Source organism: Streptomyces sp. VNUA24, from assembly GCF_029167005.1.
Taxonomy (GTDB): domain Bacteria; phylum Actinomycetota; class Actinomycetes; order Streptomycetales; family Streptomycetaceae; genus Streptomyces; species Streptomyces scabiei.
The window spans coordinates 1,983,622-2,005,341 of record NZ_CP119143.1 but is presented as its reverse complement, the minus strand read 5'-3'; the positions used below and the strand labels follow the sequence as shown (position 1 = coordinate 2,005,341).

18 protein-coding genes are annotated in these 21,720 nt (G+C 73.3%); 7 read left to right on the top strand and 11 right to left on the bottom strand.

Annotation, left to right across the window (positions count from 1 at the left end; translation table 11 throughout):
• The first annotated feature begins 107 nt into the window (after nt 1–107).
• Complete coding sequence (locus tag PYR72_RS08390; protein WP_275454696.1) at nt 108–1,352, top strand: DUF418 domain-containing protein; 1,245 nt, start codon at nt 108–110, stop codon at nt 1,350–1,352.
• Between the two features lie 49 nt (nt 1,353–1,401).
• Here PYR72_RS08390 and PYR72_RS08385 read toward each other — a convergent pair whose 3' ends face one another.
• The 9 genes from PYR72_RS08385 to PYR72_RS08345 all read right to left on the bottom strand — a co-directional run bounded on the left by PYR72_RS08385 (nt 1,402) and on the right by PYR72_RS08345 (nt 13,690).
• The gene (locus PYR72_RS08385) at nt 1,402–2,076 is read right to left on the bottom strand and encodes a hypothetical protein (protein WP_275454695.1); all 675 of its coding nucleotides are present in this window, start codon (nt 2,074–2,076) and stop codon (nt 1,402–1,404) included.
• A gap of 161 nt (nt 2,077–2,237) precedes the next feature.
• Nucleotides 2,238–3,128: a calcium-binding protein gene (locus PYR72_RS08380; RefSeq protein WP_275454694.1), complete on the bottom strand. Its 891-nt coding sequence runs from the start codon at nt 3,126–3,128 to the stop codon at nt 2,238–2,240.
• 158 nt (nt 3,129–3,286) lie between these two features.
• Entirely contained in the window at nt 3,287–3,565 is a 279-nt protein-coding gene (locus tag PYR72_RS08375; RefSeq protein WP_275454693.1) for a hypothetical protein, read from the bottom strand.
• Nucleotides 3,566–3,746: 181 nt separating this feature from the next.
• Nucleotides 3,747–6,977: a fused isobutyryl-CoA mutase/GTPase IcmF gene (icmF, locus tag PYR72_RS08370; protein WP_275454692.1), complete on the bottom strand. Its 3,231-nt coding sequence runs from the start codon at nt 6,975–6,977 to the stop codon at nt 3,747–3,749.
• A 139-nt stretch (nt 6,978–7,116) separates the two neighbouring features.
• Nucleotides 7,117–7,347 (bottom strand): DUF6480 family protein, encoded by a 231-nt coding sequence (locus tag PYR72_RS08365; RefSeq protein ID WP_275454691.1) that lies wholly within the window; start codon nt 7,345–7,347, stop codon nt 7,117–7,119.
• A gap of 133 nt (nt 7,348–7,480) precedes the next feature.
• Nucleotides 7,481–8,041 carry a phosphatase PAP2 family protein gene (locus tag PYR72_RS08360; protein ID WP_275454690.1) on the bottom strand — a complete coding sequence of 187 codons (561 nt, stop codon included), beginning with the start codon at nt 8,039–8,041 and terminating at the stop codon, nt 7,481–7,483.
• Between the two features lie 65 nt (nt 8,042–8,106).
• Complete coding sequence (locus PYR72_RS08355) at nt 8,107–10,464, bottom strand: prolyl oligopeptidase family serine peptidase (RefSeq protein WP_275454689.1); 2,358 nt, start codon at nt 10,462–10,464, stop codon at nt 8,107–8,109.
• 5 nt (nt 10,465–10,469) lie between these two features.
• A complete protein-coding gene (locus PYR72_RS08350) occupies nt 10,470–12,254 on the bottom strand; it encodes an N-acetylglutaminylglutamine amidotransferase (protein ID WP_275454688.1) in 1,785 nt (594 codons plus the stop codon).
• Nucleotides 12,255–12,499: 245 nt separating this feature from the next.
• Entirely contained in the window at nt 12,500–13,690 is a 1,191-nt protein-coding gene (locus tag PYR72_RS08345; protein ID WP_275454687.1) for a YbdK family carboxylate-amine ligase, read from the bottom strand.
• A gap of 226 nt (nt 13,691–13,916) precedes the next feature.
• Here PYR72_RS08345 and PYR72_RS08340 point away from each other — a divergent pair, with 226 nt between their 5' ends.
• Entirely contained in the window at nt 13,917–15,458 is a 1,542-nt protein-coding gene (locus tag PYR72_RS08340; RefSeq protein WP_275454686.1) for an AMP-binding protein, read from the top strand.
• A gap of 125 nt (nt 15,459–15,583) precedes the next feature.
• Complete coding sequence (locus tag PYR72_RS08335) at nt 15,584–16,018, top strand: cupin domain-containing protein (RefSeq protein ID WP_275454685.1); 435 nt, start codon at nt 15,584–15,586, stop codon at nt 16,016–16,018.
• Nucleotides 16,019–16,047: 29 nt separating this feature from the next.
• Here PYR72_RS08335 and PYR72_RS08330 read toward each other — a convergent pair whose 3' ends face one another.
• Together PYR72_RS08330 and PYR72_RS08325 are read right to left on the bottom strand one after the other, a co-directional pair.
• A complete protein-coding gene (locus PYR72_RS08330) occupies nt 16,048–16,842 on the bottom strand; it encodes a methyltransferase domain-containing protein (protein ID WP_275454684.1) in 795 nt (264 codons plus the stop codon).
• Between the two features lie 104 nt (nt 16,843–16,946).
• Entirely contained in the window at nt 16,947–17,828 is an 882-nt protein-coding gene (locus PYR72_RS08325) for a LysR substrate-binding domain-containing protein (protein ID WP_275454683.1), read from the bottom strand.
• 71 nt (nt 17,829–17,899) lie between these two features.
• Between PYR72_RS08325 and PYR72_RS08320 the strand changes: the two genes are divergently transcribed.
• From PYR72_RS08320 to PYR72_RS08305, 4 genes are all read left to right on the top strand, one after another.
• Complete coding sequence (locus tag PYR72_RS08320; protein ID WP_275454682.1) at nt 17,900–19,105, top strand: thiolase family protein; 1,206 nt, start codon at nt 17,900–17,902, stop codon at nt 19,103–19,105.
• Nucleotides 19,102–19,797: a 3-oxoacid CoA-transferase subunit A gene (locus PYR72_RS08315; RefSeq protein ID WP_275454681.1), complete on the top strand. Its 696-nt coding sequence runs from the start codon at nt 19,102–19,104 to the stop codon at nt 19,795–19,797. Before PYR72_RS08320 ends, PYR72_RS08315 begins: the two co-directional genes overlap by 4 nt.
• Nucleotides 19,794–20,474 carry a 3-oxoacid CoA-transferase subunit B gene (locus PYR72_RS08310; RefSeq protein ID WP_275454680.1) on the top strand — a complete coding sequence of 227 codons (681 nt, stop codon included), beginning with the start codon at nt 19,794–19,796 and terminating at the stop codon, nt 20,472–20,474. Before PYR72_RS08315 ends, PYR72_RS08310 begins: the two co-directional genes overlap by 4 nt.
• 410 nt (nt 20,475–20,884) lie before the next feature.
• Nucleotides 20,885–21,718, top strand: a complete 834-nt coding sequence (locus PYR72_RS08305; protein WP_275454679.1) for an MHYT domain-containing protein — start codon at nt 20,885–20,887, stop codon at nt 21,716–21,718.
• The last annotated feature ends 2 nt before the right edge of the window (nt 21,719–21,720 follow it).

Sequence of the window (21,720 nt, the reverse complement as noted above, 5' to 3'; positions counted from 1 at the left end):
CCGGCGACCGGGGGCGCCATCCGGCGGGGGGACACCCCCCGGGTGGCGGGGCGGGGCCGGACGCCCGCCGGGTACCGGGTGGCCGGCGCGCTCTCCAGCCTGGAGGAATGACCCAGAACGCAAGAGCCACGACACTCGCGGCACCGGCCACCGACGGCCGGGACGAGGCCGCCGGCACGGAACGGTCCGAGGCCCCGCGGGGCGACCGGCCCTCGGTGGGACGCCTGGTCGGTGTGGACCTGGCCCGGGGGCTCGCGGTCTTCGGGATGTACGCGGCGCACGTCGGCCCCGACCCCTCCGAGGGCGGCACGACCGGCTTCCTCATGGAACTGGCGCACGGACGCGCCTCCGCGCTCTTCGCCTTCCTCGCCGGCTTCTCGATCATCCTGATGACCGGCCGCCGCGCCCCGAAGACGGGCCGCGCCGGCCGGCAGGCGATGGCCAAGGTCGTGATCAGGGCGCTCGTCCTGCTGGTCGTGGGCACCGCCCTGACGATGAGCGGCACCCCGGTCGAGGTCATCCTCGCCTTCTACGGCCTGTACTTCCTGCTCGTCCTGCCGCTGTACCGGCTCGGCGCCCGCGCACTGGCGATCGTCGCCGCCGCCGGAGCCCTGATACTCCCGCAGCTGCTCTACGTCGTCCAGGGCGCGCTGCCCGATGAGGGAGCCGCAGGAGTCTGGGCCTGGCCGGCGGACGCCGACGGTCTCGTCTCGCTGCTGTTCACCGGCAGCTACCCGGCCCTGACCTGGATCCCCTTCGTCATCGCCGGCATGGCCGTGGGCCGCCTCGACCTGGCCGCCGGCGCCGTCCGGGTCCGTCTGGCCGTCACCGGCGTCGCGCTGGCCGTGCTCGGCCACGGCGGCTCCTGGCTGGCACTGCACCTGGTCCCGGGGGCGCTCAGGACGCTCGGTGAGGCGAGCTGGGGCGACAGCGGCTCGGTCGCCTCGGCCTGGTGGTCCGACACCTGGGGCTACCCGAGCGGTGACAGCGCGGTCGGCCTGCTGGTCGCCTCCCCGCACAGCGAGACCACCCTGTCGGTCCTGGCCAACACCGGTGTGGCGATCACGGTCCTGACGGCCTGCCTGGCCGCCGTCGACGCCTTCCCCCGGGTCCACCGCCTCGCCCGCCCGGTCATCGCGGTCGGCACGATGTCGCTGACCGCCTACGTCTTCCACATCGTCGGCATCCGGCTGCTGGGCATCGAGGAACTGCCCGGCTCCCCGGCCCACGTCCTGCTGGGCTTCCTCGTGGCCGTGACCGTGTTCGCGACCCTGTGGTCCCGCTTCTTCCGGCGAGGGCCGCTGGAGTGGCTGCTCGGCAAGGCGACGAAGCCGGCGGAACTCGTCCGCTGACCGACGGACGCGTGCGCGGCGGCGGCCCGGGTGGCCGCCGCCGCGGGCGTCAGGGGGTGAAGACCTCGTCGAGGCGGTCGATGGAGCCGTCGGCGCCGAGGTGGTAGGTGAAGACCAGGCCGGAGTCCGGGTGGGCCTCCAGCCAGTCCAGGAACTCCTGGACTCCGATGGGCTGGTTCTCCGTGCTCTCCACGATGGGGTTGGTCACGGTGATGTCGGCGGCCTGGTCCAGCGGGATGAAGGTCTCCTTGCCGACGGTCTCGAACGGCGCTCCGTCCGAATCGGGCGTGCCGCAGCCCCAGTTGCCGTGCTTGACGATCAGACTGAGGAAGCCCCCCTCCGGGGTGTAGCGGTAGACCGCGATCTCGTCCGGGGAGATCGGCATCTTGTGGTCGCAGTCGTCGGCCCCGCCGTCGCCGCCCGCCGACGGGGTGGCTGCGGAGGCGGGGGACTTGGAGGCGGCCGGAGGGTCCGCGGGTGCCTTGTCCGAGCCGCCCGGGCCCTCGGACGCCTTCGCGTCGGGCTTGTCGGCCGCGGTGTCGGCCTCGGCCCCGCCCTTGTCCTTGGTGCCGCTCGTCGCCGTGGCGGTCGCCTTCGCGTCGCCCGCGGCGCTGCCGTCCCCCGAGCATCCGGCGAGGCTCAGCGCCCCCGCGGCGCACACCCCCAGCACGGCCGCCCTGACGGCGCCCGGTCTGCGGCGGCTGTTCCTCGGTGTACGGATCATGCTGCTCCCCCCTCGTGGGTGTGCGTGGTCTCCCTCGGCCGTGCCGGCTCGGGAGCAAGGGACGAGTTTCAGCCGTCGGCAGTTGCACGTCCTGGCTAGATTGTGCACGTTGACGACGACGGGCCGGACCGCGCCCTGGCGGTCCGGCCCGTCGCGGAGTCTCACGCCTCGCAGGCGCTCTTGGTGTCGCTCGTGTCGGCGGTGCAGGTGTCGGTGTTGGTGCCCCCGTTGAGGGAGTCGTTCCCGAACACGCCGTCCACGGCGTCGAGGGTGTCGTTGCCCGCGCCCCCGCTGTGGCTGTCGCCGCCGGCGCCGCCGACCAGGGTGTCGTTGCCCGATCCGCCCACCAGCAGGTCGTTGCCCCCGAAGCCGGACAGGATGTCGCCCGCCGTGCCCCCGGTGAGCGTGTCGCCGAACTGGCTGCCGTAGACGATCTCGACGTCCGTGAGGACGTTGTCGCCCTCGCCGCCGATGCCGTCGTCGGCCGCGTTGTCGATGTCCACCACGACGCCGGAGGTGCTCTCCAGGTAGCTGGCGATGTCGCTGGTGCCGCCCCCGCCGCTGAGCCGGTCGGCGCCCGTGCCGCCGATGAGGAGGTCGAAGGTGACCCCGCCGTTCAGGGTGTCGTTGCCCGGGCCGCCGTTGAGGATGTTGCTGCCGGGGCTGGGGCCGCCGTTGACGACGTCGTTGCCGGACTCGCCCCGCAGGTCTCCGCGGACGTTGCCGGTCTTGGTGATGATGTCGTTGCCGTCACCGGCGTTGACCACGACCGTGTCGCTGTTCAGGTTCACCGGGCAGGCCACCGAGCCGTTGCCCTGGACCGAGCAGCCGACGCCGGCGGTCAGGGTGTCGGAGGTGTCCTGGATGACGACGTTGCTGCCGGACAGGCTGACCGTGATGTTGTTCGCGCGTCCCGCCGCCGCGTTCACCACCACGTTGGTCCCGCTCTTGAACACACCGGTGGCCGCACTCGCGGTCCCTCCGGTCAACGTCACCGCGGAACCGGCCATCGCCGCCACCACCACGACCCGGAGTAACGCTTTACTGCCCATGGGTTCCCTCTCACTCGCCCGAACCGTCCCGGCCGCCGCACCGGGGGTGCGGCGAACCGGTGTTCACCGTGTCAGGGGGACCCGGGCGGCACATGGGGGAACGGCCCCCATGTAGCCGCCGGGGCGGGGGAGAGGCGTGGGGCGGCGCTGCGGTGGGCTCAGACGTAGACGCCGGACTCGAAGCCGAGTTCCTCCCAGCGCTCCTCGGTGAAGGGCACGCCTCCGTCCACGGACACCAGGCAGGTCACGTCGATGTCCCAGCGGCCGTCGTCGCCGACGAGGACGCTGTCGACGTTCACGACGTCGTAGGTGTCCAGACGGATGCCCAGCCCGGGGAAGGGCGGGACCGGCAGCCGCAGTTCGCGCAGCCACGTTCCGTCGGGTGTGTAGGCCACGAGGAGCGCCCGAATGGGACCGTCGGCCAGCCTCTTGCTCATGGAGAACTTCTTCCCTCTCACCGGTGGCCGGACGCACCGGCGCGCGGCAGGCCGGCTGTCACGCTATCAGCCGGTTCGCCCGGCCAACCACCTTGTCTCCCCGCCGAGTTGAGAGCGCGCAGCGGCCCCGCCGTGCCCGTCCCGGTCGGGAGGGGCACGGCGGGGCCTGCCGGAGCCGAGGTCAGACGTTGCGGCGGTACTGGCCGCCGACCTCGAAGAACGCCTCGGTGATCTGCTGGAGCGAGCAGACCCGGGCGGCCTCCATGAGGACGGCGAAGACGTTCTCGCCGCTCACCGCCGCGTCCTTGAGCGCGGTCAGGGCCGCGTGCGCCGGGTCCCGGTGGCGGGCCTGGTGGTCCCGTACGCGATCCAGCTGGGACCGCTTCTCCGTCTCGGTGGCGCGGGCCAGCTCGATGACGCCGGGCTCGGCGGTGTCCGCGTGGGGGTTGCGGAAGGTGTTGACGCCGATGAGGGGCAGGGTGCCGTCGTGCTTGCGCTGCTCGTAGAGCATCGACTCGTCCTGGATGCGGCCGCGCTGGTATCCGGTCTCCATCGCGCCGAGCACACCGCCGCGTTCGCTGATCCGCTCGAACTCCTGGAGGACGGCCTCCTCGACCAGGTCGGTGAGTTCGTCGACGATGAACGACCCCTGCAGGGGGTTCTCGTTCATGGCCAGGCCCCACTCCCGGTTGATGATCAACTGGATGGCCAGGGCGCGGCGTACGGACTCCTCGGTGGGGGTGGTGACCGCCTCGTCGTAGGCGTTGGTGTGCAGGCTGTTGCAGTTGTCGTAGATCGCGATGAGGGCCTGGAGGGTGGTGCGGATGTCGTTGAAGTCCATCTCCTGGGCGTGCAGGGAGCGGCCGGAGGTCTGGACGTGGTACTTGAGCTTCTGCGAGCGTTCGCCCGCGCCGTACTTCTCCTTCATGGCGACGGCCCAGATGCGGCGGGCGACCCGGCCGAGGACCGTGTACTCGGGGTCCATGCCGTTGGAGAAGAAGAACGACAGGTTCGGGGCGAAGTCGTCGACGCGCATGCCGCGGGCGAGGTACGCCTCGACATAGGTGAAGCCGTTGGCCAGCGTGAAGGCGAGCTGGCTGATGGGGTTGGCCCCGGCTTCGGCGATGTGGTAGCCGGAGATGGACACCGAGTAGAAGTTGCGGACCTGGTGCGCGATGAACCATTCCTGGATGTCGGCCATCATCCGCAGGGAGAACTCGGTGGAGAACAGGCAGGTGTTCTGGCCCTGGTCCTCCTTGAGGATGTCGGCCTGGACCGTGCCGCGGACGTTCGCCAGCGCGTACGCGGTCAGCTCGGCGGCCTCCTCGGGCGAGGGGTCACGGCCCTCGGCGGCACGGAACCGGTCGGTCTGCTGGTCGATGACGGTGTTGAGGAAGAACGCCAGGACGGTGGGCGCGGGCCCGTTGATCGTCATGGAGACCGAGGTCGTGGGCGCGACCAGGTCGAAGCCGTCGTAGAGCGCCTTCATGTCCGCCAGCGTGGCGACCGACACCCCGGAGGTGCCGACCTTGCCGTACACGTCAGGGCGCTCGTCCGGGTCGCGGCCGTACAGGGTGACCGAGTCGAACGCGGTCGACAGCCGGGTGGCCGGCTGGCCCTCGGAGAGCAGCTTGAAACGCCGGTTGGTGCGGAACGGGTCGCCCTCGCCGGCGAACATCCGGGCCGGGTCCTCGCCGTCGCGCTTGAAGGGGAACACCCCGGCGGTGAAGGGGAAGTGGCCGGGCAGGTTCTCCCGGCGCCAGAAGCCGACGAGTTCCCCGTGGTCGGTGAACCGGGGCAGGGCGACGCGGGGGATCCTGTTGCCGGACAGCGACTCGCGGGTCAGCCGGGTGCGGATCTCCTTGTCCCGGACCTTCACGACCTGCTCGTCGCCCGAGTAGGAGGCGACCACGGCGGGCCAGTTCGCGATCTGCTCGCCGAGCTCGTGCGGGAGGCGTCGGCGGGCGTCCTCCAGCAGCGAGTCCACGTCGTCCGCGCCGAGCCCGGCGTCGAGGAGCTCGCCCCTGACCAGGTCCAGGCGCTGCACCCGCCGTGCGGCCTCGGCGAGTCGGACGGTCTCGGCGTGGTAGGCGCGGACCGCGTCGGTGATCTCGGCGAGGTAGCGCACGCGGTCGGCGGGCACGACCTGGCGGATGCCGGAGGAGTGCCGGGCGTCGACCTGGGGGAGCGTGCCCGCGGACAGCGGCAGGCCCTCGTCGGCCAGGGCGGCCTTGAGATGCTGGTAGAGCGCGGTGACGCCGTCGTCGTTGAAGGTGGCCGCGGAGGTGCCGTACACCGGCATGTCCTCGGGGCGCTTGCCGAACGCCTCCCGGTTGCGGACCAGTTGGCGGCCCACGTCGCGCAGCGCGTCCTTGGCGCCGCGGCGCTCGAACTTGTTGATCGCCACGACGTCGGCGAAGTCGAGCATGTCGATCTTCTCCAGCTGCGAGGCGGCACCGAACTCCGGTGTCATCACGTACAGCGAGGTGTCGACGAACGGCACGATCGCCGCGTCGCCCTGGCCGATGCCCGGCGTCTCCACGATCACCAGGTCGAACCCGGCGGCCTTGACCACGTCGATCACGTCGGACAGGTGCTCGGGCAGCTCACGGCTGCCGCGGGTGGCCAGGCTGCGGAAGAAGATCCGGGCGCCGTCCAGGGAGTTCATCCGGATCCGGTCGCCGAGCAGGGCGCCACCGCCCCGGCGGCGGGTCGGGTCCACGGCGATCACCGCGATCCGTAGCTTGTCCTGCTGGTCGACGCGGAACCGCCGCACGAGTTCGTCGGTCAGCGAGGACTTGCCCGAGCCGCCGGTGCCGGTGATGCCCAGCACCGGGGTGACCCGGGCCGAGGCGGCCGCCCGCAGCTGGGCCAGGAACTCCTCGGGCAGCTTCCCGAGTTCGGCCCCGGTGACCGTACGGGCGACCGCGAACCGGTCGCCCGCGAGGACGGCGGCGACATCGGCCGGCTTGCCGTCCCACAGGTCGAAGTCGCAGTCCCGCACGACCGAGTTGACCATGCCGGCCAGGCCCATCCGCTGGCCGTCCTCGGGGGAGAAGATGGTCACCCCGCTCGCGCGCAGCCGGGTGATCTCCTCGGGCACGATGACACCGCCGCCCCCTCCCACCACGCGGACGTGGTCGGCTCCCTGCGCGCGCAGCGACTCCACCAGGTACTCGAAGTACTCCACGTGTCCGCCCTGGTAGGACGAGACCGCCACACCGTGGGCGTCCTCCTCCAGCGCCGCGTCCACGACCTCCCGGACGGAGCGGTTGTGTCCGAGATGGATCACCTCGGCGCCCTGGGACTGGAAGATCCGCCGCATGATGTTGATCGACGCGTCGTGTCCGTCGAACAGGGCCGAAGCCGTGACCAGACGGACGGGGTGCACGGGCTGGTGCAGGTCGCTCATGGGGGCCTTCCCGGACGGGGCGCTGGAACTCTGCTGAGGAGATACTAGGACGTCCTAGTAAATCGCCGGAAGAGGCGACGCGGATGTGAGCGGCGGCACAGGGCCGTTCGAGTGACGGCGCCCCGCCCCGGAGGAGACCTCAGACGATCAGGGTCACTGCCATGCCGATGAGCCCCGCCGCGATCAGGGCCGCCACGACCAGGATCAGGACGATCGGCATCGGCCCCCACCCCTTGCCGCGCAGCTCGGGCGGCTCAGGATGCGAGATGCCGTAGGTGCCCCCTTCGGCGGGAGGGGTCTCGCCGGGCGGCACACCGCCGCCGGGCCCGGCCCCCGGGACGCGTCGTGGGCGAGGATAGGGAGTGGTCATGACACACGCTTCTTCCGTGGAGGAGGCGCTTCTTCCGCGCCGGGGCGATGCGTACGACGCCCGGCCCGCCGGGTACCCCTGAGCACGGGAGTGCACACGGCCGCCCGCCAGGCAGGGGGCGGCGCCGACCGTGTCAGCACAGGGCGCGCCGCAGCAGTCCTGGGGCGGCCCGCGCCAGGGCTGCCCCCGCCAGCCCGATCGCGGCCCCCACCGCGACGTCGGCCGGGTAGTGCGCCCCGCTCCGCAGCCGCTGAGCCCCCACGAGCGCCGCGGCTGCCCCGCAGGCGGCGCCGACTGCAGGCCAGGCCGGCGCGACCGCCCCGGAGAACGCGACCGCCGCGGCGGTGTGCCCGGACGGGAATGAGGAGCTGTCCGGACGGTCCCGCAGGTCCGCGGGCGGCACCCACTCCGGCGGCGGACGACGCCGTGCGCAGAGCGGCTTGGCGACCCCGTTGGAGAGCACCTCGGCCGCTGTCATCCCGGCCGGCCCGGCGCCGGCGGCCCTGCGGCCCCGCCGGCCCCCGGCGGCGGCCATCGTCACGGCGGCCGCCCACCACAGCTTGGTGTGCTCGGCCGCCTCCTCCACACCGGCCCCCGCCCGCCGCAGCCAGCCGGGCCCCCAGGCGATCAGCCGGGCGGCCAGACGCCGGTCGTGTTCGCGCACGGCGCTCACCACCCGCTCAGGCCCGCGCATGCGCCACCTCCCTCCGGGTCCGGGGTACGGGCACGGCCCGAGTGCGCCCCTCGCCGGTGTCAGTGTCACTCCGCGATGTGCCGCTGGATCCAGTCGGCGGCGGTCCGGCGGAAGAGCCGGCGGCTGTCCGCGCGCAGGAAGTCGTGGCCCTCGTCGCGGAGCATCAGCAGTTCGGCCTCCAGACCGCGTTCGCGGGCCGCGCGGACGAACTGCTCGGACTCGCCGAGCGGCACATTGGTGTCGTGCTCCCCGTGGACCGTGAGGACGGGCACCCGCAGCGCGTCGACCCGGGTCATCGGGGACAGCGCGCGCAGCAGCGCACGGTCGTGTTCGGGATGGCCGTACTTGTGCGCGGCCGACTCCGCGATCCACGGCTCGGTGCCGGCGTAGAAGGTCGCGAAGTCGGACATGCCGCAGGCCGCGACACCGGTGCGGAAGAGGTCCGGGTGCCACACCAGACTGGCCATCACCAGGTAGCCGCCGTACGAGCGCCCCATCACGGCCAGCCGTCGCGGGTCGGCGAGGCCGCTCAGGACGACGTGGGCCGCGCAGTCGGCGACGTCCTCGATCGCGGCGAACCGGCCGGTGCCGAGGTCGGCGTCGACGAACGACCGGCCGTGCCCCGACGAGCCGCGCACGTCCGGCGCGAAGACGTCCACACCCTGGCCCAGCAGTTCGTGGTAGAGCGGGTTGAAGACCGGGCGCTCCTGTTCCTCCGGGCCGCCGTGCAGATGCAGGACACAGGGCGCCGGCACCCCGGAACCCCGGCCCGGCGCCCGGTAGTACCAGCCGTTCAGCGGCAGCCCGTCGCGCGCCGCCAGCCGCAGCGGAACGGGACGCACGGGGGGCCGGCCGGGCGGCACGGCGTCCTCGTCGCGGGAGGACCACGGCGTGCGCCGCGCCGTACCGTCGGCGAACCACCACACGCCCGGCCGGCGCTGCGAGCCGGACAGGGCCAGCACCAGTCCCGCGCCGCCGCCGACCCGCGGGATACGGGTCACTACCTCGTGCGGCAGCGCCACCGTCTGCCGCGGCCCCGTCCGGGCGTCCTCGCCGGCGGTCGCCGTGACGGCGGTGACCTCCAGCTCACTGGCCCCGCGCACGTTCCAGGACAGGGCCGCGGTACGCCCGTCGTGCCCGAAGGCCAGCAGTTCCAGTCCGCAGTCCTCGCGCTCCGCGGCGACGGACAGCCCGAGCCGTTCCCCGCCGGGGTCCAGACGGACGGCGAACAGCGCCGCGAACTCGCGGGACGCGTCGCTGCGCAGCCACAGCGTGGCGCCGTCCGGGGAGAACCGGCCGATCCACGGGTCCCCGTCGGCGACCGGGAGGGCGAAGGTGGTCCGCAGATCGGTGGTGCGCACGACGAGGGCCTCACGGCGCCCGCGCGGGCCCCGGCGCACCAGGGCCAGTCGCCCGTCCCGGCTGATGTCGCAGACGCGCAGCGTCGCGGCGCCACGCTCGACCGCCAGCAGGGCGGGGGCCGCCACGCCCAGGGGATCGACGAGATAGGCGGCCAGCCCGCCGCCGGCCGCGTCGGAGGAAGCCGCGTCCGGTCCGGGCGACGAGGCGGGCGACGCACCGGGTCCGGGCGGATTCGCCGGGCCGTGGGCGGCCCCGCCGGCCTCCCCCTCCGGCGCGTCCACGGTGTGGGCGGCGGGACCGGCGTCGCCGTGGTGCGGGCCGCCCAGCAGCACCGCCCGGCCGTCCCGGGCGGCCCACCCCGGCGGGCGGCGGGCCGTGTACGTCCGGGGGTCGGCGAGGCCGGGCTCCGTGAGGGCCGGCCACTCCTCGGCCTCGGCCTCGCCCGGCGCGGGCACCGGCTCGGCGACCGTGACGGCCAGGGCCGAGCCGTCGTGCTGCCAGCAGCCCAGGTACGCGGAACTGCCGGGCTCGGCGCCGGCCAGGATGTGGCGCCCGGTGCCGTCGGGGCGTACGCACAGCACGCGGGTGTGCTCGCCGCCGCCCGGCGCGGTGGTGTAGGCGATCCAGCGGCCGTCGGGCGACCAGGCCACCTCCTTGACCGGATGGGGATCGGAGTCCAGCAGATGGACCTCGTCTCCGCCGACCGGGCCGCTCCACAGCTGCGGCACGCCCCCGCGGTCGCAGATGAAGGCGACGTACGCGCCGCTCGGGTCCACCGACGGATACCAGCAGCCGTGGGACCTCAGCGGCTGGGGCGTGTCCAGCGGGCCGGCGCTGTCGGGCAGCGGGACCTGCGACGGCGCCGGAACCGTGGCGGACGTCGTCGGGGGTGCGGCCCTCACCCCGGCGGCCGAGGCCGTGCCGTGCTCCTCGACCCGCCAGGGCACGCCGTCGACGGCGTCCTCGCCGACGGAAGCGCGGGAGGGGGCGCGGGAGGGGCGGCCCGGCAGCGGACGCGACACGGCGTCCGCCGCGGGGTACGGGTTCTGGGTCTCCCGCACGCCGGTCAGCTGATTCCGTGCGTCTGAAGCCAGATCTCCAGCAGGGCCACCTGCCACAACTGGTTCGCCCCGCGCCGGGTGCGGTGTTCGTCCGGCGCCGCCAGCAGCCGTTCCACGTACGCGTCCTGGAAGACGCCCCGCGACCTGGCCTCGGGCGCCGTCATGGCCTCGCGGACGCGGCTCAGCACGGGTCCCGCCATGTGCTTGACGGCGGGTACGGGGAAGTAGCCCTTGGGCTGGTCGACGACCGCGGACGGCAGGACCCTGCGGCCCGCGGCCCGCAGGACGCCCTTGCCGCCGTCGGCGAGTTTCAGCTCCGGCGGGCAGGCGGCGGCCAGCTCCACCAGCTCGTGGTCGAGGAAGGGGACGCGGGCCTCCAGCCCCCAGTCCATGGTCATGTTGTCCACCCGCTTGACGGGGTCGTCGACGAGCATCACCTCGGCGTCGAGCCGCAGCGCCGCGTCGAGCGCGGTCTCGGCACCCGGGCGGGCCATGTGCTCCGTCACGAAGCGGCCGGACACGTCGTGGCCGGGCAGCAGACCGGGCCGCAGGATCCCGGCGAGATCGGTGTGCGAGCGGTCGAAGTACGTGTCGGCGTACGCCTCGTGCGCCCGCTCGCGTGCGACGGCGGCCATGTCCGGGTACCAGTGGTAGCCCGCGAAGACCTCGTCGGCGCCCTGCCCGCTCTGGACGACCTTGACCTCCTTAGCCACCTGCTCCGACAGCAGATGGAAGGCCACCACGTCATGGCTGACCATCGGCTCGCTCATCGCCTCGATCGCCGCGTCCAGCGCCGTCGACACCCGGTCCGAGGGAACCATCAGCTGGTGGTGGTCCGTGCCGAAGTGCCGGGCGACCAGGTCGGAGTAGGGGAACTCGTCACCGCTCTCGCCGCCCTCGGACTCGAACCCCACGCTGAACGTCGCGAGATCGCGCTGCCCCTCGTCGGCCAGCAGGGCCACGATCAGGCTGGAGTCGAGACCGCCCGACAGCAGGACGCCCACGGGCACGTCGGCGACCATGCGCCGGCGTACGGCGGTGCGCAGCGCGTCCAGGACCGCGTCCCGCCAGTCGTCCGCGTCCATCCCCGCGTGCTCGGGGCGACGGGTGTAGGAGGGCCGCCAGTAGCAGTGGTCGCGGTGGCCGCCGTCCGGCTCGACGACGCGCACGGTGGCGGCGGGCAGCCTGCGTACGCCGTTGAGGACGGTGCGGGGCGCGGCGACGGTGGCGTGCCAGCTCATGTACTGGTGCAGCGCGACCGGGTCGAGCGAGGTGTCGACACCGCCGCCCGCCAGGAGGGCCGGCAGCGAGGAGGCGAACCGCAGCCGACCCGGCGCCTCGGCCAGGTACAGCGGCTTGATGCCCAGCCGGTCACGTGCCAGCACCACGCGCCCGGTGTCCAGTTCGACGATGACGAAGGCGAACATGCCGTAGAAGCGGTCGACGCAGGCGGTTCCCCACTGCTGGTAGGCCTTGAGCACCACCTCGGTGTCGGAACCGGAGAAGAAGCGGTGGCCGAGACCGCGCAGTTCCGTGCGCAGCTCCCGGTAGTTGTACACGCAGCCGTTGAAGACACCGGCGATCCGCGCCTCGGGGTCGGTCATCGGCTGGGCGCCGTGCTCCGACAGATCGATGATCTTCAGCCGACGGTGCCCCAGCGCGGCGGGGCCCTGGGACCACAGGCCCCTGCCGTCCGGTCCCCGCGGAGCGAGACGGTCGGTCATGCGCTCCACGGCCGCCAGATCGGGCCGTCCGCCGTCGAAGCGGATCTCTCCGCTCAGGCCGCACATCAGGCCGCACCCCCTCGCAGGGGCCGGCCCCCGGCCGCGCTCGGGGGCGGACCCACGAGCGCGGACGAGCCGCTCGGATTCGCGTGCGTGTCGGTGTTGCTGCTGGGCATGCGAGCCACTCTCCTTGATCGCGGGCGGCACCGCACCACGGGCGGAGGACGGCCTTTCCGTCCGGTTTCCCCGCTCCGGGGTGTGTCATCGGGGGCGACGGCGGGTGCCTGCCTTCCTGCATGACCGCTCAGGGTTCAGCCGCCGAGGGTCCCCACCGAGAACGGCGCCGGAGCCCCGGGAGGGGCGGCGTCGGCCACCGTGACGGGGCGGCGTACGGCCTTGGCCGCGGGGCGCCGCCCGTGCTCCCCGCGGGTCTCGGCGACCAGCGTGGCGACGCAGGCCGGCAGCCCCCGTTCCGCGGCCACGCGGCGCAGCCGGTGTGCCGCGCTGCCCCGGGCCAGGGCCTCCTCCAGGAGGGCGGGCACGGTGTCCCAGTCGCCGGCGGCCTCCAGGGCCGGCCGCAGCCGGTGGAGCATCCCGCGCAGGACGGCCGGCGCGGGGGCGGCGCCTCGGGTGACGGGGTCGACCAGGTCGCCCTCCAGGCCGGAGCGGGCTGCACGCCACACGGCGGCCCGCAGCCACTCGTGCCCGCCCTCGCACACCCGTTCCGGTTCCCGCTCCAGCAGGCCCCGGGCGTCCTCGACCAGGGCCCGGAACAGTCCGGTGACGAGCACGACCGTCTCGGGCCGCGGGCCGGCGTCGCAGATGCGCAGCTCCAGGGTTCGCTGGTGCTCGCTCGGCCGGAGGTCGTGGTAGACCATTCCCGAGTCCTTGATCACGCCGGAGCGGATCAGGCCCCGGACGGCGGCGTCGTACTCGGCGGCCGTGGCGAAGCAGCCGACCGGCCCGGCGGTGGGCCAGCGCTGCCACAGCATCGTGCGCCAGCTCGCGTATCCCGTGTCCGCGCCCAGCCAGAACGGCGAGCTGGCGGACAGGGCCAGCAGCGGGGGCAGCCAGGGCGAGACGGCGCACATGATCCGTACCGCGGTGTCCCGGTCGGGCACGTCGACGTGGACCTGCGCGCTGCACACCAGATGTTCGTCCGCGACCCGCCGGTACTCCTCGGCCATGTACCGGTAGCGGAAGTCCGGGGTCGTGTCACCGGGCGTGAGCCGCGCCAGCGGTACGGTCCCGGCCGCGACGACGGACAGTCCGAGCCCGGAGGCCGCGGCGGCCAGCCGGCGCCGCGCTCCGGTCAGGTCCGTGTGCAGGGACTCCAGCGAGGCGTGCACCGGGCTGTTCCACTCCACCGCCGACCGCTGCAGCTCGGCCTTGAACTCCGGTCCGCCGAGCCGGCCGAGAATCGCGCCGGCTCCTGGCACCAGCCGCCCGTTTTCCGCGTCCAGAACATGGAACTCTTCCTCTACGCCCACACGAACGGTCACGGTCACTCCCTCGTCCGTCGCCCGAGGCCGCCCGCCGGGCCGAAGCCCCACCGACGACCGCTGCGCACCCCGAGTTCCCCACAAATGCTCACATAAGCATCACCGGTGCACATCTGCGCGGGTGCGATCGCCCCGGGACACGCCATGGCGCCGGCCTCTGCCGCCACCCGTACGGGATGGGGTTTCCTGGTCCGTGCCGGGCCGGATGCAGGGGAGTGGGAGACAGATGCGCGTTCCTATGACGATGGCCGACTTCCTGGACAGGGCGGAGCTGGGGTTCGCCGACAGCCCGGGGGTGATCGACGAGCCGGACCAGCCCGCGGTGCCGGTGCCGCCCTCGACGTACGGGCGGCTGGGGGAGCGCGTGCGGGCCTGGCAGGCGGGGCTGGACGCCCTGGGGGTGGGGGAGGGCGAGCGGGTGGCGGTGGTCAGCCACAATTCGGCCCGACTGCTCGAACTTCTGTTCGCTGTGCCGATGAGTGGGCGTATCTGTGTTCCGGTCAACTTCCGGCTGAAGGCGGAGGAGATCGAGTACGTGGTCCGTCAGAGCGGTGCCTCGGTGCTGCTCGCCGATCCGGAGGTCGAGGACACCGTCGCCGGGGTGGAGGTGGCCCACCGGTTCACCCTGGGGGAGCGGACGGACGAGGAGCTGATGCGCTTCGGCGTGGAACCGAGGCCCTGGTCACGGCCGGACGAGGACGCCACCGCGACGATCAACTACACCTCGGGCACGACCGCACGCCCCAAGGGGGTCCGGCTCACGCACCGCAACATCTGGGTCAACGCCCTCACCTTCGGCCTGCACACCCGGGCCTGGGAGCGCGACGTGTACCTGCACACGCTGCCGATGTTCCACTGCAACGGCTGGGGCATGCCGTTCGTGATGGCCGGCCTCGGCGCCGCGCAGGTGGTGCTGCGCAAGGTCGACGGCGCCGAGATCCTGCGCCGGGTGGACGAGCACGGTGTGACACTGATGTGCGGCGCGCCGGCGGTGTGGAACGCGGTGCTGGACGCGGCGGCGGGCTGGGAGGGCCCGGTCCCGGGACGCGACCGGGTGCGGATCGTGTGCGCGGGAGCGCCGCCGCCCAGCCGCACGATCCAGCGGGTCGAGGAGGAACTGGGCTGGGAGTTCACCCAGATCTACGGCCTGACGGAGACCTCCCCGCTGCTGACGTTCAACCGCGCGCGGCCCGCGGACGACGCGCTGCGGGGCGAGGAGCGGGCCCGGAAGCTGTCGCGGGCGGGGCTGCCCGCGCTCGGTGTGCGGCTGCGCGTGGCGGACTCCGGTGAGGTGCTGGCACGGTCCAACGTGGTCCTCGACGGGTACTGGGAGAAGCCCGAGGAGACGGCCGCCGTCCTGGAGGACGGCTGGTTCCACACGGGCGACGGCGGGAGCGTCGATCCGGAAGACGGCCATCTGACGATCTCGGACCGCAAGAAGGACGTCATCATCACCGGCGGCGAGAACGTGTCGTCCATCGAGGTCGAGGACACCGTCTTCGGCCACCCCGGGGTCGCCGAGGTCGCGGTCATCGGCGTGCCGGACGCCCGCTGGGGCGAGACGGTCAAGGCACTGGTCGTCCGCGCCGAGGGCGCGACGGTGACCGAGGCGGAGATCATCGCCCACTGCAAGGAGCGGATGGCGGGCTTCAAGGCCCCGACGAGCGTCGAGTTCCGGGACGCCATCCCCCGCACCGCGACCGGGAAGATCCAGAAGTTCAAGCTGCGGGAGCCGTACTGGTCCGGGCGCGACCGGGGCGTCGGCTGACGGCGAGAACGCGTCGAGTTCCGTCGGGAAACGGAGAGATCTGCGGGGTTCCGTCGCCGACGGCGCCCGCGGCGGCCTAGGGTCACGGCGGCAACCGCCGTCGTGACCGCCCCGCAGGAGGCACCATGCGCCGTACGCTCCGCACCGCCGTCGCCGGGGCGGTGACCGCCGCCGCCCTCGTGACGGGCGGCACCGCCCACGCCACGCCCGCGGGCCCCGGGGTCTCGGGCCGGGTGATCAGTCAGGTCACCGTCCACGGCACGGACTACATCCTGCGGGAGGTCACCGTCCCGCCCGGCCAGGCCACCGGCTGGCACTACCACGACGGGCCGCTGTACGGCGTGGTCGAGCGGGGCACCCTCAGCCACTACGACTCCACCTGCGAGACCGACGGCGTCTACCACCCCGGCGACACCATCCGGGAACCGGCCGGAGCGGACTACGTCCACATCGGCCGCAACCTCGGCGACACCCCGCTCGTCCTGCGCGTCCTCTACGTCCTCCCGCACGGCTCCCCGTTCTCCGAGGACGCCCCGAACCCGGGCTGCTCCTTCGAGTGAGCCCCGACGGGCGCCGCACCGGGCGGAGTTCAGGCGCGCCGCCCCACGGCGACATAGGTGTTGCCGAAGAAACGCAGGCCGGACAGGGACCGTTCGGCAGCCCGGAACTCCTCGTCCCAGCGGGCGAGGTCGTCCGGGGTGACCAGGCCCTCGGCGAGCAGGGTGTCACGGGCGGCCCAGGCGGGACCCCGCATGCCGGGCGGAGGCGTCATGACGTTGATGTGCCCCTCGTAGACGCCGACGTCGAGGCCCGCCGCGGTGAGCAGTTCGTCGAGCCGGGTGCCGACGGCCAGGTCGTTGCCCTGACGCCGGTGCAGCGCGAGGTAGCGCTCGCTCATCTCCTCCCACGCGGCGGGCGCGCCCCGCAGCCGGAAGGCGGTCGCGTCGATGTCGACGAGGTACACCGTGCCGCCGCCGGGCCGGGCCAGCTCGGCCAGGTGGTCCACGATCGCCTGCTCCCGGCCGCCGTTGTGGGCGAGGACGTGCCGGAGCATCACCACGTCGAAGGTGCCCACGGGCAGCGCGGTGGCGTCGGCGGAGCCGGTGGAGGTGTGCACGGGAACGCCGGAGCGTTCGGCGAGCGCGGCGGCGACGGCCAGCGCGCCGGCGTCGCGGTCCACGGCCCAGACGCCGCCCCCGGGGGCGGCGATGTCCGCCAGCCGCACCGAGAGCGCGCCCGGCCCGCACCCCACGTCCGCGATCCGCGCCCCGGACACCACCCCGGCGGCGGTCCACAGCTCGCGTTCCCGCCGCTCGGCGAGGTCGGCCATGAGCCGGTAGCGCGCGATCTCCGAGTCGTCGAGTGCCAGTGAGTAGTCGGCCACGGAAGGTCCTTTCCCCGGTGCGTCGATGGCTCATTGTGGTCCGGGAACCGCCGTCGCGGACCACGACAGGCGCCCCCGACCTCGGACCGCCGCCGCGCGCCCGGTCAGAACATCGCCCGGATGATCCCCACGGTGCGCTCCAGATGCGGTTCGGCGCGCTCGGCGCGGTGGGCCACGGCCAGCTCCACCCTCGCGTCGGCCCCGGCCAGCGGCAGGTAGGCCACGCCGTCGAGCGCCAGCGCGGTCACCGGCTCGGGCACCACGGCGACCCCGAGTCCCCCGGCCACGAGCGTGACCAGCGTCGACGTCTCGCCCACCTCGTGGCGGACGTGCGGCTCGACGCCCGCGTCCCGCAGGAGCCCGACGACCACGCCGTACATCACCGACCGCCGGTCCGCGGAGTGCACGATCAGATCGGCGCCGGCGAGGTCCGCGACGCGCAGCCGTCTGCGGCGGGCGAGCGGATGGTCGACCGGGACGGCGACCACGAGCCGGTCCCGGCGCAGCGCGTGCACGGTCACGGACGGCCCGGCCACCGGGGGGCGCAGCAACGCCACGTCGATCGCGCCGGTGCGCAGTGCCTCGACCTGGTCGGGCGCCAGCATCTCGCCGCGGAAGGAGAAGTCGACGCCGGGCAGCTCCTCGGCGAGCCGCCGCGACAGCGTGGGCAGGAGGCTGTACGTCGCCGAGCCCACGCAGCCGATCGCGAGGTGGCCCACCGCGCCGGCGGCGACCCGGCGCGCGTGGTGCGCGGCCTCGTCGACCTCGGCGAGGATCGCGCGCGCCCGCTCCAGATAGGCCCGGCCCGCCTCGGTGAGGTCGACCCGGCGGGTGGTGCGGTGGAGCAGCTCGACGCCCAGCTCGGTCTCCAGGCGGCGGATCTGCTGGGACAGCGGCGGCTGTGCCATGTGCAGCCGCTCGGCCGCGCGACCGAAGTGACGCTCCTCGGCCACCGCCACGAAGTACCGGAGATGCCGCAGATCCATATGTCGTCCATATCAATCGGTCGGGATATGCGTACTTCAGAATATTGTGGCCGGGCAGTAGCGTCGCTGCCATGAGTGCTTTCCTGTACGCCGCGACCCGGACGCCCTTCGGCCGCTTCAACGGCAAGCTGTCCGGGGTCCGTCCCGACGACCTCGCCGCCGCCGCGATCACCTCGACACTCGCCGGGGTGCCGGGCCTCGACCCCGCCGCGATCGACGACGTGGTCTGGGGTAACGCCAACGGCGCCGGCGAGGACAACCGCAACGTCGGCCGTATGGCGGCGCTGCTCGCCGGGCTCCCGGTGAGCGTGCCCGGCACCACGGTCAACCGGCTCTGCGGCTCCAGCCTCGACGCGGCGATGACGGCCAGCCGCACGATCGAGTCCGGGGACGCCGACGTGGTGCTGACCGGCGGAGTGGAGTCCATGACCCGGGCGCCGTGGGTGCTGCCCAAGTCGGCGAAGCCGTTCCCGGCCGGCGATGTCACCGCGGTCTCGACCACGCTCGGCTGGCGGCTGGTCAACCCGCGGATGCCGAAGGAGTGGACGGTCAGCCTCGGCGAGGCCAACGAGCGGCTCGGGGAACGCTTCGGCATCTCCCGCGAGCGGCAGGACGAGTTCGCCGCCCGCTCCCACCGACTCGCCCACCAGGCATGGGAGTCGGGCTTCTACGACGACCTCGTGGTGCCGGTCGAGGGCACCGACCTGACCCGCGACGAGGGCATCCGGCCCGGATCGACCCCGGAGGTGCTGGCCGGGCTCAAGCCGTCGTTCCGTACGCCGGAACAGGGCGGCACCATCACCGCCGGCAACGCCAGCCCGCTCAACGACGGCGCCTCCGCCGTCCTGCTGGGCAGCGAGCGGGCCGCGGCCGCCATCGGCGCCGACCCGCTCGCCCGGATCGCCGGCCGCGGTGTGATGGCCCTGGAACCGGAGGCGTTCGGCTACGCACCGGTCGAGGCCGCGAACCGCGCGCTGGCCCGCGCCGGGATCGGCTGGGACCAGGTCGGCGCGGTCGAGATCAACGAGGCTTTCGCCGTGCAGTCGCTCGCCTGCCTCGACGCCTGGAAGATCGACCCCGCCCTCGTCAACCAGAAGGGCGGCGCCATCGCGATCGGCCACCCGCTGGGCGCTTCCGGCGGGCGCGTCCTCGCCACCCTGGCCAAGGTGCTGCGCGAGACGCGACGGCGCTACGGCGTCGCCGCGATCTGCATCGGCGTCGGCCAGGGGCTGGCCGTCGTCCTGGAGAACTGCGACGCGACGGGGGAGACGGCATGAGCCGGGCGGAGATCGTCGAGAGCGCCGACGCCGCGGTCGCCGGGGTCGAGGACGGCTCCACCGTCCTCGTCGGCGGCTTCGGCATGGCCGGGATGCCGTTCGACCTGATCGACGCGCTCATCCGGCAGGGCGCCAAGGACCTCACCATCGTCTCCAACAACGCCGGCAACGGCGATGTCGGGCTGGCCGCGCTGCTCGCCGCCGGCCGGGTGCGCAAGGTGCTCTGCTCCTTCCCGCGCCAGGCCGACTCCTGGGTCTTCGACGGCCTCTACCGCGCGGGCAAGGTCGAACTGGAGGTCGTGCCGCAGGGCAACCTGGCCGAGCGGATGCGCGCGGCCGGTGCCGGCATCGGCGCCTTCTACTGCCCGACCGCGGTCGGCACACCGCTCGCCGAGGGCAAGGAGGTACGGGAGATCGACGGCCGCACGTACCTGCTGGAGTACCCGATCAAGGGCGACTACGCGCTGATCGGCGCCCACACGGCGGACACCCTGGGCAACCTCGTCTACCGCAGGACCGCGCGCAACTTCGGCCCGGTCATGGCGACCGCCGCGACGACGACCGTCGTCCAGGTGGAGCAGGTCGTCGAGGCCGGGAAGCTCGACCCCGAGGCCGTCGTCACGCCGTCCATCTACGTCGACCGGGTCGTCCAGGTGGAGGCCCGCCGCTACACCGTGCAGGGGGCCCGATGACCACCACGTCCCGCGGACAGGCGTACGCCGCCGTGCCGAGGACCGCCGACCACCGGCTCTCCACGGACGAACTGGCCGCCGTCATCGCCCGCGACATCCCGGCCGGTGCCTTCGTCAACCTCGGCATCGGCCAGCCGACCCGGATCGCCGACCATCTGGCGGCCGACTCCGGGGTGGTGCTGCACACCGAGAACGGCATGCTCAACATGGGGCCGAAGGCCGAGGGCGACGCGATCGACCCGGACCTGACCAACGCCGGCAAGGTGCCGGTGACCGAGCTGCCGGGGGCCGCGTACTTCCACCACGCCGACTCCTTCGCCATGATGCGCGGCGGCCACCTCGACGTCTGCGTCCTCGGCGCCTACCAGGTCGCCTTCGACGGCGACCTGGCCAACTGGCACACCGGCGCAGCCGACGACATCCCCGCCGTCGGCGGTGCCATGGACCTCGCCATCGGCGCCAAGGACGTCTACGTGATGATGACGCTCTTCACCCGTTCCGGGGAGCCGAAGCTCGTCCCCCGCTGCACCTACCCGCTCACCGGAGTCGGCTGCGTCAGCCGCGTCTACACCGACCACGGGGTCTTCGACGTCGGCTCCGAGGGCGTACGCGTCCGGGAGACGTACGGCATCGACGCCCACGAACTCGCGGAACGCCTCGGCCTCACACCGGCCTAGGCCCCCCGGCCCTCGACCCCGTCCACCGTCCCCTCGTCCACCGTCCCGCCGGCGCGTACCCCGCGCCGGCGGTTCGCGTTCGCCCGGAGACGTCCCCCGCGCACGGTGTCGAGCGTCACGCCTGACTCCGCATCGGAGGGGGACCGCGATGTGGACAGACCGTACGACCCGTGTGGTTGAATCGTGGACATCCGGCCAGGTGGCTCGAACCTGTCGACCGGCCCACCCCCTCTGCCTTGAGACGGAGTTCTCGCGTGGTCCGGTGACAGGTGTCAACCAGGCCGAGACGCACCGCTCGTGCGTCGGGGGAGAGGGACAGGGGGGCGTCTTCAGTCGGTGCGCCACACCACTGTGCCGACACACCCGTGCCTCGCCGCCGCCTGCCGGCATGCCTGAGAAGGGAACCCGCGTTGAACGCCACTGTCTCCAATTTCTATTACGGCGCAGCGACCCCGGTCGCCGCCTACCTCATGGCATGCCTCGGCGCCGCGCTCGGTCTGCGCTGCACGACGCGGTCGCTGCGGCGACCGCAGCGCAGGGCCGGATGGCTGTGCCTCGGCGCGATCTCGATCGGCTGCGGCATCTGGACCATGCACTTCATCGCCATGATCGGGTTCAGCGTGCAGGGCACGCTCGTCACCTACGACCTGACGAAGACGGTCCTGAGCCTCGCGGTCGCCATCGGTGTCGTCTCCCTCGGCGTGTTCCTCGTGGGCTACCGGGGCGCTTCCCCGACCACCCTGGCGACGGCCGGCACGGTCACCGGCCTCGGCGTCGCGGCCATGCACTACCTCGGCATGGCCGCCGTCCACACCAGCGGCACGGTCCACTACGACACCCTGACCGTCGTCCTGTCCGTCCTCATCGCCGTCGTCGCCGCCACGGCGGCGCTCTGGGCCGCCGTCTCCATCCATACGCTCTGGGCCAGCCTGGGAGCGAGCCTGGTCATGGGTGTCGCCGTCACCGGTATGCACTACACCGGCATGGCCGCCGTCTCCGTCCATCTCGCCGGCCCGTCCGCCGTCTCGCAGTCCTCCGCCGACCTGCTGTCGTTCCTGCTGGCGATGCTCGCGGGCCCGCTCGTCGTCCTCCTGATCGCCGCGGTCATCGTCATGTTCGACCCCGACATGGTGCTCGGTGACGACGACTGGAGCCGGACCGCCCCCGCGTCCGCCCGCGCCCGGCACGACGGCGGGGACCACGCCCCCGCACAGCAGTCCACCCCGCCCTACACCCCCTGGTGACC

Bases quoted from the DNA above. Each gene is read 5' to 3' on its own strand.
- PYR72_RS08360 (WP_275454690.1), bottom strand. From the start codon at position 8,041: ATGCGCGGGCCTGAGCGGGTGGTGAGCGCCGTGCGCGAACACGACCGG.
- PYR72_RS08385 (WP_275454695.1), bottom strand. From the start codon at position 2,076: ATGATCCGTACACCGAGGAACAGCCGCCGCAGACCGGGCGCCGTCAGG.
- PYR72_RS08365 (WP_275454691.1), bottom strand. From the start codon at position 7,347: ATGACCACTCCCTATCCTCGCCCACGACGCGTCCCGGGGGCCGGGCCC.
- PYR72_RS08380 (WP_275454694.1), bottom strand. From the start codon at position 3,128: ATGGGCAGTAAAGCGTTACTCCGGGTCGTGGTGGTGGCGGCGATGGCC.
- icmF (WP_275454692.1), bottom strand. From the start codon at position 6,977: ATGAGCGACCTGCACCAGCCCGTGCACCCCGTCCGTCTGGTCACGGCT.
- PYR72_RS08320 (WP_275454682.1), top strand. From the start codon at position 17,900: ATGAGTGCTTTCCTGTACGCCGCGACCCGGACGCCCTTCGGCCGCTTC.
- PYR72_RS08340 (WP_275454686.1), top strand. From the start codon at position 13,917: ATGCGCGTTCCTATGACGATGGCCGACTTCCTGGACAGGGCGGAGCTG.
- PYR72_RS08315 (WP_275454681.1), top strand. From the start codon at position 19,102: ATGAGCCGGGCGGAGATCGTCGAGAGCGCCGACGCCGCGGTCGCCGGG.
- PYR72_RS08335 (WP_275454685.1), top strand. From the start codon at position 15,584: ATGCGCCGTACGCTCCGCACCGCCGTCGCCGGGGCGGTGACCGCCGCC.
- PYR72_RS08350 (WP_275454688.1), bottom strand. From the start codon at position 12,254: ATGTGCGGCCTGAGCGGAGAGATCCGCTTCGACGGCGGACGGCCCGAT.
- PYR72_RS08390 (WP_275454696.1), top strand. From the start codon at position 108: ATGACCCAGAACGCAAGAGCCACGACACTCGCGGCACCGGCCACCGAC.
- PYR72_RS08310 (WP_275454680.1), top strand. From the start codon at position 19,794: ATGACCACCACGTCCCGCGGACAGGCGTACGCCGCCGTGCCGAGGACC.
- PYR72_RS08325 (WP_275454683.1), bottom strand. From the start codon at position 17,828: ATGGATCTGCGGCATCTCCGGTACTTCGTGGCGGTGGCCGAGGAGCGT.
- PYR72_RS08375 (WP_275454693.1), bottom strand. From the start codon at position 3,565: ATGAGCAAGAGGCTGGCCGACGGTCCCATTCGGGCGCTCCTCGTGGCC.